This window comes from Caballeronia choica, assembly GCF_001544535.1.
GTDB classification, from domain to species: Bacteria; Pseudomonadota; Gammaproteobacteria; order Burkholderiales; family Burkholderiaceae; genus Caballeronia; species Caballeronia choica.
In genome coordinates this window covers 15,927-30,358 of the sequence record NZ_FCON02000092.1, presented here as the reverse complement: position 1 = coordinate 30,358, position 14,432 = coordinate 15,927, and the positions used below count along the sequence as shown (strand labels likewise).

At 63.9% G+C, this 14,432-nt stretch carries 12 protein-coding genes; 3 read left to right on the top strand and 9 right to left on the bottom strand.

Annotated elements, in window-relative coordinates:
• The 9 genes from AWB68_RS29465 to AWB68_RS29425 all read right to left on the bottom strand — a co-directional run.
• Window positions 1–405, bottom strand: a 405-nt coding sequence (locus tag AWB68_RS29465; protein WP_087647852.1) for a MaoC family dehydratase N-terminal domain-containing protein, incomplete at its 3' end; no start/stop codon positions are given.
• Between the two features lie 64 nt (window positions 406–469).
• Window positions 470–1,663, bottom strand: coding sequence for a lipid-transfer protein (locus AWB68_RS29460; protein WP_087647851.1), 1,194 nt, complete (start codon window positions 1,661–1,663; stop codon window positions 470–472).
• A gap of 102 nt (window positions 1,664–1,765) precedes the next feature.
• The gene (locus tag AWB68_RS29455; protein WP_087647853.1) at window positions 1,766–3,250 is read right to left on the bottom strand and encodes a DUF1214 domain-containing protein; all 1,485 of its coding nucleotides are present in this window, start codon (window positions 3,248–3,250) and stop codon (window positions 1,766–1,768) included.
• Window positions 3,251–3,282: 32 nt separating this feature from the next.
• Window positions 3,283–4,410: a CaiB/BaiF CoA transferase family protein gene (locus tag AWB68_RS29450; protein ID WP_087647850.1), complete on the bottom strand. Its 1,128-nt coding sequence runs from the start codon at window positions 4,408–4,410 to the stop codon at window positions 3,283–3,285.
• A 49-nt stretch (window positions 4,411–4,459) separates the two neighbouring features.
• Window positions 4,460–5,230 carry an SDR family NAD(P)-dependent oxidoreductase gene (locus AWB68_RS29445; RefSeq protein ID WP_087647849.1) on the bottom strand — a complete coding sequence of 257 codons (771 nt, stop codon included), beginning with the start codon at window positions 5,228–5,230 and terminating at the stop codon, window positions 4,460–4,462.
• 133 nt (window positions 5,231–5,363) lie between these two features.
• Window positions 5,364–6,521: an acyl-CoA dehydrogenase family protein gene (locus AWB68_RS29440; protein ID WP_087647848.1), complete on the bottom strand. Its 1,158-nt coding sequence runs from the start codon at window positions 6,519–6,521 to the stop codon at window positions 5,364–5,366.
• 80 nt (window positions 6,522–6,601) lie between these two features.
• The gene (locus tag AWB68_RS29435; protein WP_087647847.1) at window positions 6,602–8,695 is read right to left on the bottom strand and encodes a winged helix-turn-helix domain-containing protein; all 2,094 of its coding nucleotides are present in this window, start codon (window positions 8,693–8,695) and stop codon (window positions 6,602–6,604) included.
• A complete protein-coding gene (locus tag AWB68_RS29430; RefSeq protein ID WP_125483078.1) occupies window positions 8,692–9,297 on the bottom strand; it encodes a hypothetical protein in 606 nt (201 codons plus the stop codon). The genes AWB68_RS29435 and AWB68_RS29430 overlap by 4 nt, the downstream gene beginning before the upstream one ends.
• Window positions 9,298–9,885: 588 nt before the next feature.
• A complete protein-coding gene (locus tag AWB68_RS29425; protein ID WP_087647845.1) occupies window positions 9,886–11,010 on the bottom strand; it encodes a porin in 1,125 nt (374 codons plus the stop codon).
• Between the two features lie 792 nt (window positions 11,011–11,802).
• Between AWB68_RS29425 and AWB68_RS29420 the strand changes: the two genes are divergently transcribed.
• From AWB68_RS29420 to AWB68_RS29410, 3 genes are all read left to right on the top strand, one after another.
• Window positions 11,803–13,002, top strand: a complete 1,200-nt coding sequence (locus AWB68_RS29420) for an acyl-CoA dehydrogenase (RefSeq protein WP_087647844.1) — start codon at window positions 11,803–11,805, stop codon at window positions 13,000–13,002.
• A 14-nt stretch (window positions 13,003–13,016) separates the two neighbouring features.
• Window positions 13,017–14,150, top strand: coding sequence for an acyl-CoA dehydrogenase family protein (locus tag AWB68_RS29415; RefSeq protein WP_087647843.1), 1,134 nt, complete (start codon window positions 13,017–13,019; stop codon window positions 14,148–14,150).
• 72 nt (window positions 14,151–14,222) lie between these two features.
• Window positions 14,223–14,420 (top strand): DUF6900 domain-containing protein, encoded by a 198-nt coding sequence (locus AWB68_RS29410; protein WP_087647842.1) that lies wholly within the window; start codon window positions 14,223–14,225, stop codon window positions 14,418–14,420.
• Window positions 14,421–14,432: the final 12 nt, after the last annotated feature.

The following is a 14,432-nucleotide window of genomic DNA, read 5'->3' as shown; positions in this document are numbered from 1 at the left end:
GATGTGCTCGCCCTTCTGGCTGGTCACGCGTGTTTCCTGCACCACGAATTGCAGTGCACCGCCTTTCTTCTCGTAGACATCCGCGAGCTTCGTCTCGAAGCTCAGCGTGTCGCCTGCATAGGCCATCCGGTGATAGGTGAACGACTGCTCGGCATGCAGGATGCGCGCAAGGTCCATGTTCAGGGACGTCAGCGTCGCGACCAGATCACTCGTCTCGCTGTTCAGACAGAACAGGAAGGTTGGCGGCACCGGCAATGCCGGATGGCCGGCGTCGTGCGCGGCGGATTCGTCGATGTACACGGGATCGGTTTCGCCGATGGCCTTGGCGAAGAAGCGCAGACGCCCCTTCTCGACATCGACGGTGCCGCGCGACATCACGCGGCCGATCATGCTTTTATCTGCCATTACAAAGTCTCCTCAAGAGAAACGGCATGCGACGCGCGCGCCGCCCGCCGTTTCCGTCACGCCGTCAGGCGCGGCCGTACAGCGTCACCACGCACGCGCCGCCCAGACCCAGGTTGTGTTGCAGCGCGAGCTTCGCGCCGTCGACCTGGCGAGCCTCGGCCGTGCCGCGCAACTGGTGCGTGAGTTCGTAGCACTGAGCCAGTCCCGTCGCGCCGAGCGGATGACCTTTCGAGAGCAGGCCGCCCGACGGGTTGGTCACGACCTTGCCGCCATAGGTGTTGTCGCCGTCGTCGACGAACTTCTCGGCGCCACCCACCGGGCAGAAGCCCAGCGACTCGTAGGTCACCAGTTCGTTGTGCGCGAAGCAGTCGTGCAGCTCGCACACCTTGATGTCCGACGGGCCCACGCCAGCCTTCTCGTACACCTGACGCGCGGCTTCCCTCGCCATGTCGAACCCGACCAACTGGATCGCCGAGCGCTCTTCGAACGTTGCCGGGCTGTCGGTCGTCATCGATTGCGCGAGGATCTGCACGTCGATGCGGATGTTGTGCTTCTTCGCAAAGGCTTCCGAACAGATGATCGCTGCCGCTGCGCCGCAGGTCGGCGGGCAGGCCATCAGGCGGGTCATCACGCCCGGCCATACGATCGGATCGGCCATCACGTCTTCCGCGCTCACTACCTTGCGGAAGATCGCGAGCGGGTTGTTGGCGGCGTGACGGCTCGCCTTCGCGCGGATCTTCGCGAAGGTTTCCATCTTCGTGCCGTACTTCTGCATGTGTTCCTTGCCCGCGCCGCCGAACATCATCAGGGCGCCCGGCACCTTCGCGGCGACCGCGTCGGGATTCAGCTCCGAGGCCAAGGTCGCCCAGTTCGCCATCGGACCCGGGCGGTCGCTCCACATCTCACCCAGCGCACCCGGCTGCATCTGCTCGAAGCCAAGCGCGATCGCGCACTCCACCGCTCCGCTTTCGACCGCCTGGCGTGCGAGGAACAGCGCAGTGGAACCCGTCGAACAGTTGTTGTTCACATTGACGACGGGAATCTGCGTCAGGCCCACCGGATACAGCGCGGCCTGCCCCGAGGTCGAATCGCCATAGACATAGCCGACATACGCCTGCTGCACGAGGTCATACGAAATTCCGGCGTCGGCGAGCGCGGCGCGCGCGGCTTGCGAGCCCATCTCGACATACGAAGCGCTCGCACCCGGCTTCTTGAACTGGATCATGCCAACACCGGCAACTACCACTTTCTCAGACATCGTCCGACTCCTTCTCTGGTTCATCAAAGTTCATCAATAAATGGATGCCTCAAGCCACCGGCATTCGCTGCGTCACGCCGGTGGTCTTGCAGGCCTTGCTGCCTAGTCGACGCGCACCGGTCGCGGCATGGCGTAGCTGCCGTCGATCAGCGGGCCGTATGCGCCGTAGAAGCGGGCGGCGAACCGGAAGCCGTCCTTCGGCGCAGGCAGCCAGTTTTCACGCTGCTGCGGATCCGCCGGCTCGTCGTGCTGCACATAGATCACCACCTTGCCGTTGCCGGTGTAGAGCCGGCCGCGTCGCAGGTCGTAGCTGGTGAACGAATAGCGGTTGAGCGGGTTGTCGTAGAAGTAGCCCTGCGTGTCGTAGAGCGGCAGTTCCCAGAACTCGCTGACAGGCGGCATGTCCTTCAGGTCGAAGGTGATCGTGTAGCGGTGCTCACCCGTAAGCGGCCGGCCTTCCGAATCCGTGTTGCCCCACGCTGCGGTGTGCGAGCGCAAGGGAACCGGCCCCAGCACGGCAAGCAAGCCCATGCCGGCGCGCTCTTCCCAATCGCTGTCCCGATAGCCGAGATCGGTGTCGAGCAGCCATCCGTTCATGTCGATCTGGTGCTCGTTATGCCCAAACATGGCGGCGGTTACCTGCTGCCGGCCGTCCTCGATGCCCGCTTCGACCGCTGCGCGGATTTCCGGCGTCAGCGAGGCGGGATCGAACGGCTGGCCTGCCTTCAGGCCAAGGCGGGCGAAGTCGGCGAACGCACGCTGCTCGCTTGCCGAATCTGCCTTCTTCGTGAAGCTCGTGTCATTGAGCACGAGGGACACCCAGCGCAGGAAGTCGACACCCTTGATCTGTACGGCTGTGCGAAAAGCCTCCATGCCCGGGTAGACGGGATAGTCGCCCCTGACCGCTGGCATGTCTTCAGCACGCACTTCGCGTTGGCCCGCCGCGAGCCACTTCGACAGCGGCATCACGGTGATCTGGTCCATGATGCCGTTGATGGCCGCGTAGTCGGCGGAGGTCCGGTCGGTGATCGCGATCCGTGCGAGTACCCCGGCGAAGTTCGAAGACGATTGCAGAACCTCCGCGCCGGCGAATTCGGCCGGAATCCTGCCGCGCCAGTTCGGGCCGACCAACAGGCGCTTGACCGGGCCCGGCGCACTGAACTGGCTGCCGATCATGCCCCACCAGTTGGCATAGTTGTCGAATAGCTGGATGCTCCAGTACCGGTCATGGATGGCCGGTGCGGTAATCACCAGCGGATCCTGCGACAGATCGGTCATCGCGACGCCGTACATCGTGCTGGCGTTCGGCGTCGTCGCGCCGCGTGCGGCCGAGATCGGCTTGCGGTTCCACTGCATGCGGTCGATGCCGACGTACACCGGGCTGTGCTCGTTCTGCACCCGCTGGTAGCGAAGCTGATAGATCGCAACGGGGTGCATGCCCCACAGGAACACTTCGCGACCGATGGCGCGCGCCTGAGTCGGCGTCAAGGCCGGTTCAGAATTTGCGCGAACGGCTGCCGGGCTGCTTGTCAGCACGCAGAGCGCGGCCAACGACGCGAGCAGGCTGAGGCACTTTCTCCATTGCATGTCATGTCTCCTGTTGTATTGTTCGACAGCGCTCAGCGACGCGCGCCACGCCATCCGGCCAGGACATCGTCGAGGTTCTCTTCCGGACCTTCCGCTGATTGACGCACGTCGGGCACGGTGCGGCTGAAACGCGGCGCCGGTGCGGGTTGCACGACGCCATCGATCTCGATGAAGGTCTTGCGTGCGATGTTGTGCTCGTGCTGCGGCGCCTCGTCCATGTCGAGCACCGGCGCAAAGCAGACGTCGGAACCTTCCATCAGTTCTGTCCATTGCGCGCGAGTGCGGGTCACGAAGTGCGATGCAAGCCGGCGCTTCAGTTCCGGCCAGTGACGCCGCTCGAACTGGTGCGCGAAAACCGGATCGCTTATGTCGAGGCGTTCGAGCAGTTCGGCATAGAACTGCGGTTCGATCGCGCCGACCGCGATGTATTTGCCATCCGCGCATTCGTAGGTGTCGTAGAAGTGCGCGGAACCGTCGAGCAGATTGCTGCCGCGCCGGACGTTCCACATACCCTGCGCCCGCATGCCGTAAAACATCGCACCGAGCAGGGCCGTGCCGTCGGTCATCGCGGCGTCGATCACTTGCCCCTTGCCGCTGTTGCGTGCCTCGACGAGCGCGCACGCCACGCCGAACGCGAGCATCATCGCGCCGCCGCCGAGGTCGCCTACGAGGTTGAGCGGCGGCGGCGGCGCCTCTTCCGCGCGGCCCATCGCACCCAGCATGCCGCTGATCGAGATGTAGTTGATGTCGTGGCCGGCGGCCTGCGCGAGCGGGCCCGACTGTCCCCAGCCGGTCATGCGGCCGTAGACAAGCCTTGGATTGCGTTGCAGGCATGCTTCGGGACCCAGCCCGAGCCGCTCCATCACGCCGGGGCGAAATCCTTCGATCAGCACGTCGGCCTGCTCGACCAGCGCCAGTACCTGTTGCGCCCCTTCGGCAGACTTAAGATCGATCGCGACCGTGCGCTTGCCGCGTGCGGTTACGTCAAAGCGAAGCGAATCCTGCGCCGGCGGCTTGCCGTCGAGACCGGCACGCTTGTCCGCGGGCCGGTCCACGCGAATGACATCGGCGCCCATGTCCGCGAGCATCATGCCGCAGAACGGTCCCGGCCCGATGCCCACCATTTCCAATACCCGAATACCTTGCAGAGGCCCGCTCATGTTCAATGATCCTGAAAGTTTCCCGTGATGCCTGGATGGCGTCGTCGCTTCAATAGATGGCGTAGCCGCCGTCGATCAGAAACGTGTCGCCGGTATGAAATGACGATGCCGCGCTCATCAGATAAACCGCGATGCCGGCGAAGTCGCTGGCCTCGCCCCAGCGGCGCATCGGCACGCGCTTGCTGATCATCGACTGGAAGGCGTCGCTTGCCTGCACCTCCGCGCTCATGTCCGTCCTGATCCAGCCGGGCAGGATCGAATGGGCGCGAATGCCGTGGCGCGCGTATTCCACCGCAAGAGCGCGCATCATCGAGATCAAACCGCCCTTCGTCGCGGCGTAGTGTTCGTTGCGCGGTGCGCCTTCGATGGCCGCGAGCGATGCGGTGCCAACCAGCACGCCGCCGTCGCCTTGTGCCAGCAACTGGCGGGACGCGGCACGCAGCGTGAAGAACGCACCGTCGAGGTTGACGCGCAGCGTGCTGCGCCACAGCTCGGCAGTCAGCTCTTCGAACGGCATCCGCGCTCCAGCCACGCCGGCATTGGCGAAGCACCCGTCGAGGCGACCGAGCGCCGCGACGGTGCGTTGCATCGCGGCGTCGACCGCTGCTTCGTCGCCCACGTCGCACAGTTCGGTGTGAACCCGCTTGCCGTACGCGGCGATGCGCTCCGCTGCAATGGCGTTCTTCTTCGCGTTGGTGCCCCAGATCGCGATGTCCGCCCCCGCGCTTGCAAGGCCCTCGGCGATACCCAGACCAATGCCGCCGTTGCCGCCGGTGACAAGCGCAACCTTGCCGCTCAGGTCGAATGCGGTGAAAGCCATGTTCAATTCTCCTTCTGCTTTGACGGTCGATGCCGCCCACCGATGCTTCTTCTGTCGCGGGGAACGCGGACACGAGCGCTCCCCCGATGCCGTGAACGGCACCGCACTTTTGTTGTCCTGACAGGAGTGGAAATCAGCCCAGCTTGCGCTCGTCCAGACCGAGGCCGCGGCCGATGATTTCCTTCATGATTTCGCTGCTGCCCGCATAGATGCGCGAGATGCGCGCGTCGGTGTACATGCGGCTGATCCGGTATTCGTCCATATAGCCCGACCCGCCGTGGAGCTGCACGCCCTCGTCCACCACGCGCCCTTCCAGCTCCGAGCACAGCAGCTTCGCCGACGCCGCGATCTCCACGCTCAGCTTGCCCGCGTTATGCAGCAGCACGCACTGATCCACGAATGTCTGCTGCGCATCGAGTTCCGCACGCAGTTGCGCCAGTTTGAAGCGCGAGTTCTGGAACATGCCGACCGGACGGCCAAACGCCTTGCGCTCCTTCACATAATCGAGCGTCAGGTCGAACGCGACCTGCGCGCAGGCCAGGTAACCGCAGGCGCCGAGCAGGCGCTCTTCGGCCAGGTGACGCGTCAGGTAGCGGAAGCCCTGAGCCGGATCGCCCAGCACATTGGCCTTCGGCACGCGGACGTTCTCGAAGAACAGTTCCGCCGTGTCCTGCGAATGCAGTCCCATCTTCTTGAGCCGGCGGCCGCGTTCGAAGCCCGGCATGCCGCGCTCCACGATGAAGAGGCCAAGCGCGTGCGGATTGTCCGGCGAGGTGCGCGCAGCCACCACCACGTAGTCAGCCAGAATGCCGTTGGAAATGAAGGTCTTCGCGCCGTTGAGCAACCAGTAGTCGCCCTTGTCTTCGGCGCGGGCGCGGATGCCGGCCAGATCGGAACCGGTCTGCGGCTCGGTCATCGCGATGGCGAGAATCGCCTCGCCGCGGGCGGCGCGCGGCAGAATGCGCGCGCGCTGCTCGTCGTTGCCGATCTTGCCGATATACGGTCCCACGAGCCGTGAATGCAGCGTGCAAAAGAAGCCCGAATCACCGTGCCGGGCGTTCTCCTCGATCAGGATCTGCTCATAGCGGAAGTCCGCGACGCCAGCCCCGCCATGCGCCTCGTCGGCCCACATCAGCAGGTAGCCCTGCTCGCCAGCCTTCAGAAAGGCCTCGCGATCCACGCAGCCCCCTTCGCGCCAGCGTTCCGAGTGCGCTCCAATCTCGCGCTGGAAAAATCGGCGTGCGGAGTCGCGAAAGCTCTCGTGTTCCGCTTCGAAAATCAGGCGTTCCATGTGTGTTGTCTCCTTGGTGTCCAGACATTCTGACAGCCCAGAAAAAGACAACGTCGTCCGAAAGGGTGATTTTGCAGCCGCTACCGGATGAGTCCCTGGTGGCGCGCTCGCGCTACCGCCTCGGTGCGGTTGCGGGTATCCAGTTTCGACGAGATATTGCGCAAGTGCGTGCGCACGGTGTTCTCCGACACAAAGAGCTCTCGTGCCAGATCAGCGTTCGACTTGCCTTGCGCGACCAGCTTCAGCACATGGATTTCCCGGTCGGTCAGCGCTTCGCCGCGGCCGCCCGGGCGGATCGCCGGGGCATCGGCGGCGTCTTCGGCGTCGCCTGCAACACCGGCGCAAGTCAGTTCCAGGCGCTCGACGTAGCCGGCTATCGCGCCGGCCGGCGCCTTGCCGCCTGCCAGGGTCGCACGCGCCCAACGCAACGCCAGCGCGGCGACGACCGGGCCCTCGTCCGCGAAGGGTTGCAGGATTCCCTCGACGCACGCGTGCGAGAGCGCCTGCGCCATGCATTCGCGCGCGGCGTCTCGCTGCCCGGCGCGCTGCAAGGCCTCGGCACGCAATAGCGTGAGCTGCAGCGCGACGCGATGACGCCGCCGCGTCCGGGCCTCCTCGATCGCGATGCGCAGGTCCTCCAGCACGTCGCCCGCTGCGGTATGCACGCGCAGCCGCAGGCGTCCCATTTCCAGCGTTTCCACCTCATGCAGGGGAACGGGAATCACATCCTCGGGACGCCACAAGGCAGGATTTTCGGCACGGTGCATGTAGACAGCGGCGGCGGCCACGTCGCCGCGCACGAGTGCCAGTCGCGAGCGTTCGAGTTCCGCGCTGACCACGAGGCGCGCGATGCTTTCCTGATGACCGATGTATTCCAGCTCGCTCAGCAATCCGAAGGCGCGGTCCGGTTCACCGCGCTGCCACGCGAGCCGCGACCGTATCAGATGTCCGCGCAGGACATGGTCGGCCGACCCCACCTCGCGTGCGAGCCCCATATAGATCGTCAGGATGTGTTCGGCCTGCTCGAGCTGGCCGGCTTCGTACAAGGCTTCAGCGAACTGCACGGCGGCGGGCGCGTTGCCGCCGGCCCGGCCAGCGGCATCGCCCGCCATGTTGTTCATGGCGACACGAAAGCGCGCGATGGCATCCTGCAGCTTGCCTTGCCTCAGGCTGATCATCCCTTCGATCGCTTCGGCCGCCACCAGGTTGAAGGTGCTGCCGATCTCGACATGCGAGCGGCGCGCCTGATCCAGCAAAGCCCGCGCTTCTTCATGGCGGTCGAGCCCCGCATGGAGGTAGGCCACCATGTTGGTCAGAAGACTATAGGGAAAAGCGTGCCGGGGATTCATGCGGGCATGATTTGCAACCCCGATCGAAAAACCGTCGCGCTTGTCGGTCATGATCATCAGGATGGGACGCATCGCCAGCAGGTGAGCCTGCAACTCGTCGTCCCATTCGTGGCGGTTCGCGCTCAGTGATTCATCGATCCGCTGCACGAGCGCGAACGACTCCGTATAGCGATGCGTGAAAATCAGCGCCCAGGCATGGGCGACGCGCAGCTTCGGCTGTTGTTCCAGCAACGCCTGCGGCAGGCTGTCGAGCCAGCGCGCGAGCAGCCGGAAGCGTCCCACGTCGAGAAGCCGCTGCGCGTGGGCGGCCAGCAGCCGGGTGGCCCGGTCGTAGTCGCGCGCCACCAGCGCATGGTCGATGGCGGGCACCGCGCGTCCCTCATCTTCATACCACTGCGAAGCCCTGCGATGCAGCACCGGGATGGCTGCGGGATCGCGTTGCGCCAACTGGCCGAGCAGGAACTCGCGAAACAGGCTGTGGTAGCGGTAGTGTTCGGGTCGATCCAGCGCCACAAGGAAAAGATTCGCGCGCTCGAGTTGTGCAAGCAGCGCGCCACTGCCGGCCTGTGCCAGCAGCGCATCGCATAGCGGCACATTGAGTTGCTGAAGCACGCTCGTTCTCAGCAGGAACTCTCGCTGCACTTCCGGCAGCCTCGCCAGCACGTCTTCCGCCAGAAATTCGGTAATCGCGGCATGCGAGCCGGAGAACGTGTCCAGGAAAGCTTCCGGATCGTCGTGCCCTTCCAGCGCCAGCGACGCCAGCCACAATGCGGTGGCCCAGCCGTCGGTCGCCTGTTGAAGGCGGCCAAGCGCGCTCTTGCTCAACGGAAGGGCCCGCCGTTCGCACAGAAACGCGGCGGTTTCTCCCGGCGAAAAGCGCAGATGCCCCACCCCGATTTCAAGCAACTCCCCCCCGCGCGCAGCCTGCCGAGGCCCAGGCCGGGCACGATACGCGAGCCGATCACGAACTGCCAGCCCGGCGGCAGGTTATCCACGATCTGCCGTATCAGGTCGAGCACGGTCGAACTCTCGACGGCTTCGAAATCATCCAGAAACAGCGTGAACCGGGTGGCGGAGGCGGCGATGCGGTCGATCAGCTCCAGAAGATCGGGTTCCGGGGAGCGCGCATCGAGGCGCGGTGCCACGCCCGCTACCGCCGCATCGAAATGCGCGAGGAAGCGGCCAAGATCATTGTCCGACGCATCCAGGTTGAGCCATCCCACGACGACACCGGCCGCTGCCTGATGCTCGGCAAGCTGCAGCATGGCGGTTGTCTTGCCGAATCCGGCGGGCGCGCGCAGCAGGATCAGACGCACATCCCCTGCGTCACGCATTCGTTCGACCAGTTGCGGCCGCGGTAACTGGAACGGAGAGAGACGTGGTGCGGATAGCTTGGAAGGCGGGAGATTGTGCAGCATGAGATGCATGGAGAAATAGGCGTCCGGTACGGCAGGAAGGCCGCTACTCTACGCGCCCCTGTCCCGCGCGCCAACCTGCGGCAATTACGGAGTAGCGGCAAGCGCCATCGTACTGCTCTGCCGCCTTGCGCGTCGCGGACACATGCCCGGCGCGTCCATCCACTTTCTCACATACTTTATTGTCCTGCACGCAGCCTCATGCAAACCGGCGATCCCCATTTCGGCATGGGCATAGCATGGGCTGCCTCCGGATGACGGCGAGCGCATAGCAGGCCAGTATGGAATCCTCGTGCAGACTGCAGGAATCGCGAGGGGTGTCGTTAGCCTGCCAGGAGCCCGGTTCGCTGGAATCGGAAAGCCCCTGTTGCATGGTTGGCGATGTGCCCTGTTCCATGTCGTGTGACAAACGGGAGCTACGGCGAGCGACGGCGTTCGCGTCCTGACACGGACCGCAGAAAGCTCGGTCGAAGCTTCTGCGATCCCCGTCGGCCGGACACGCGTTTGGACAGGTCGACTGTATTCGCGTGGCCCGCACGCCTCTTTTTCTGCCTGCAACCTCAGGCTGTCGCCGTCACCCCGGCAAGCTGACAAGAAACATCAAAAGCTATGGCGCAAACCGACGTTGACTGCCGTGGTGCCCACACCCGGCGCCACGAGACCGCCATACGTAATGCCCGTCGTCATGACGCCCTCGTTCTCCACGTGGCCCACCTGTGCATAGAGCAACGTGGCCTTCGAGAGGCTGTATTCGACCCCGGCTGCGACTTCGGTGGACTTGTTGGAGGAATTATTCCGGTCCTTCAGGTAGTAGACCCCGCCTGTCACGTTGAGCGCCGGCGAGACGCGATAGCCGAGGGCGGCGGAATACATGTCATAGTCGACCTGATTCGACTTCGAAGGATTCCAGCCATTCCCCCAGGACGCGGACACGGAAAAACCGTCGATCGCGTAGCGCGCGCCAACATAGACGAACCGGTTGTTGGCGAGACCCGTGGGCACCGCGGCGGGTGCAGGATTGGTGTCATGGCCGTTGTAGTAGACAGCAGCCAGATCCAGTCCATAGTTCGAATACTTCAACACGGCCGACTCGCGCGTGCCACCCTGGAAACTGCCTGCGACACCGCCCGGCGCATATTCAAGCGAAGCGCTGACACCGCCGAAAACCGGCGAGTTGTAGACGATCGCGTTGCTGTCATACAGCGCGCCGATCGGTCCATTGGTGCTGGTGCCGCTCCAGCCCGCCGCCTGGTTCATGCCCAGCCACGTGGTCAGGACGCTGCCGAAGTACTGGCCTCTGCGAACGTCCGTTTCGGCCATCGCATAGGCCATCGGCACGATCTGCCGCCCGATGTTCACCGAGCCAAATGGTCCGGACAACCCAACGGTCGATACCTGATTGAACAGCGCCGTTGCACCGGGGGTGTCGGACAGGCCGACCTTGCCGTTGCTGCTGGTGAAGGCGCCTTGCAACTTGAAGTTAACGCTGTACCCGCCACCGATATCTTCGGTGCCCTTCATGCCCCACAGGCTCGAATAGATCCCGGCGTCCTTGAACGCATAGACCGCTCCGAGGTTCTTGGACTTGGGGTTGAACGATGCGGCAGAGGTGCTTTGATACAGCAGGCCCGAGTCAACCGCGCCATACAGCAATACCGACGACTCCGCATAAGCGGTACTTCCAAGCGTCGCCGCCGCGGCGGCCAAAAACCATTTCGACTTCATTGCGTCTCCATTTTTATAATGATCTGCCCGGCACTCATTGACTCGTGTCTGCACTTCCCAGCCATGCCTCACACATGAGTCGGGACGTCATGAAACTGCTCCCTGCATCGTTACCAACGGACGACCGCCAGCGACGGTTGTGTCACGCGAAATGCGGACGCGAGCGCTCCCCCGGCGCCGTATGCGGCACCGCATGTGTCTTCACAGGAGTGGAAATCAAGCCGGCTCGCGCTCGTCCAGATCGAGGCCGCGGCCTTGGATTCCCTTTACGATTTCGCTACTGCCCGCGTCGAAGCGCGAGATGCGCGCACCCTTGCACACCCGGCTGATCCGGTATTCCTCCATGCAGCCGGCCCGCCGTCTTCCCTGGTGTCTACACATTCTGACAGCGCGAAAAACGACCACGTCGTCCGAAATGGTGATTTTGCTTTCGCCAGCCTTGACAAAGCGTTGCGTAGCGGCAGTCACGATGACTCACGGGCTGACGGGAATGAAGAGCATGCGGAAATCACCCTTTCGGACGACGCCAAAGCACGGCCCCTTCTCGCACAATTCGTCACGTCTCTTCGCGACCTCGAAACATCGGCGGAAGAGACGCCGTCGATGCAGGCGTCAAGGCATAACCAAACGGAAACGACGACCATTTCGCCGTCTCATCATTTACGGCGCAGCGGCCGGGAATTGAACCAAACCGGGGAACGGGGTCAGCGTCGAGCGCGGGCGTTGCCGCGCGGTACCTGCGTGACATTGCGCGTCCGCGCCGGCAACTTAACGTGGTCAGGAAAACTTCACATGGACTTTCATCCCGATCTGAGCCTCAGTGCGTTTCGCGAGGAGGTGCGCGGATTTTTGCTCGCGCATCTGCCGCCTGAACTGAAAAATTGCAATGAGGGCATGCGTTCGTCACCGGCTGCCCTGGCGAAGTGGCAAGGCATCCTGCATGCGCACGGCTGGGGCGCGCCCTATTGGCCCGCCGAACACGGCGGCACTGGCTGGAGCGTGCAGCAGCGCCTGGTGTTCGATGAGGAGTGTTCCGCAGCTGACGCGCCTGTGCAGGACATTTTTGCGCACAAGCTGGTGGGGCCGCTGCTGAACCAGTTTGCGACGCCGGAACAAAGGGCCGCGCACCGGCCGCCGATCCTCGCCGGCACACGCAGATGGTGCCAGGGCTTTTCCGAACCCGGCTCGGGCTCGGACCTGGCCTCCCTTCGCACCCGGGCGGTGCGTGACGGGGACGACTACGTCGTCAACGGCCAGAAGATCTGGACCACCGGCGCCCATGAGGCCGACTGGATCTTCATGCTGGTCCGGACTGCATCCGGAGCGAAGAAGCAGAACGGTATCAGCTTCCTGCTGGTCGACATGAAGACGCCAGGCATTACCGTGCGGCCGATCATCAGCATCGACGGCTACCACCATCTCAACGAGACATTCTTCGATAACGTGCGGGTGCCGGTTGGCAATCTCGTCGGCGAAGAAGGCGAAGGTTGGAAGCTCACCCGGTTCCTGCTCAACAACGAGCACGCCGCCACCGCCGACCTGCCAGCCTTGCTGCGCTTTCAGCGAAGACTCCGGCAACTGGGAAGCGCGCCGCAGACGGGTGGCCGCGCATTGATCGAGCGTCCGGAATTCGCGTTGCGCCTCGCGCGCTACGAGGCCGAACTCCGTGCGATCTCCGTGATGGTCCAGCGAGTGGCCGCGATGGAAGCAGACCACAGTCCCTTCGCCCACGCGATGGGCTCGATGCTGAAAATCCGCGGTACCGAGTTGCAGCAGAAGATGAGCGAGTTTCTGGTCGAGTCACTTGGCGACGCCGGCGCGCTGGCGGAACCACATGCCCACGATATGCCCGCGAGCGGTGACGCGCATCCGCTTCGGACACTCGCCTCAAACGCGGCTGCGGAGATGTTCTTCCGGCGCGCCACGACGATCTACGGCGGATCGAGCGAGGTGCAGCGCGGCATCGTCGCCAAAATGATGTTTCAACTCTGAGGCAGAGAGCGAAAATGGATTTCAAGCTGGATTCGGTACAGCAGATGCTGCAGGACAGCGTACGGCGCTTCATCGACAACGAATATGGTTTCGCCAGCCGCACCGCGCTCGTCAATTCGACGCAAGGCGGCAGTAACGATAACTGGCAGGCATTTGCCAGCAACGGCTGGCTCGCTGCGGCGCTGCCCGACGAACATGGCGGCATTGGCGGCACGATCGTCGAAACGGCGCTGATCGCCCATGAATTCGGGCGCGGTCTCGTCGTGGAGCCGTATCTCGGCTGCGCAGTGCTCGCGGCCCAGACGTTGGTGTCTGCGGCAACCGACGCGCAGCGGTCGAGCTTGCTGCCGGATCTCGCCGACGGCTCTTCGCGCATCGCACTGGCTTATAGCGAGGCGGCCTCGCGCGGCGACCCGTCGATCGTGAGCACCACGGCTACGCGGGTCGCCGGCGGCTACGTGCTGCAGGGGCGCAAGACATTGGTACTCGGCGGAGCGCAGGCGGACCGGCTCATCGTATCGGCGCAGTTGCTGGACGAAGCAGGCCATGCACGGGGCATCAGCCTGTTCCTGCTCGATGCCGGGATGGACAGCGTCGTTGTGCGCCCGCTGGCGCTGCACGACGGCAGCCACGCCGCCGAACTGACACTCGATCAGGTCAGCATCGGCGACGAGGCTCTGCTTGGCGAACCCGGGCGCGGTCTGATGGCGCTGGAATGCGGTCTGAGCCATGCCATTGCGGCCCTGTGCGCGGAACTGGTCGGCGCCATGGAAAAGGCAATCGAGACAACGGCTGAATATCTCAAGCTGCGCCAGCAGTTCGGCGTACCGATCGGTACGTTCCAGGCGCTTCAGCATCGTATCGCCGACATGGCTGCCGAGCTGGAACTCGCACGCTCGATGCTGTACGCGCTGCTCACCTCGTTCGTCAACGACGCTATTGCGGATCGCCGGCACGTGACCTCGCAGGCGAAGGCTTTTATCGGGCGCGCGGCCAAAGCCGTATGCGGACAGGCTATCCAGTTGCATGGCGGCATCGGCATGACCGAGGAATGCGCAATCGGCCACTATTTCAAGCGAGCCGTCGTGGCTGACGTGCTGTTCGGAAACAGCGACTGGCATGAGGCTCGATGCGCTGCAGTCGTTTGAGGTTGCGACGAAATCAGTGACTGAATGGGTACGCGAACATTTGCAATGTCTTACGCAAATCGGGATAAATGTATGAGCACCATGACGAAGGATGAACGCTTTGATCTTTTGGAACTGATTGCCAGAGAAAATCTCGGCATTGACGCCCTTGAGCCTACCGGAAAGCCGACCTGGGATTTCCGCATCGTCAGCGTGGAAAATCTCTCACGCGCGCTCGAGAGCGCGTACAACGCAGGGATGGTGTCAGGCTATCGCCCGGCAGAGCCCTGAATCCGGCCGCCT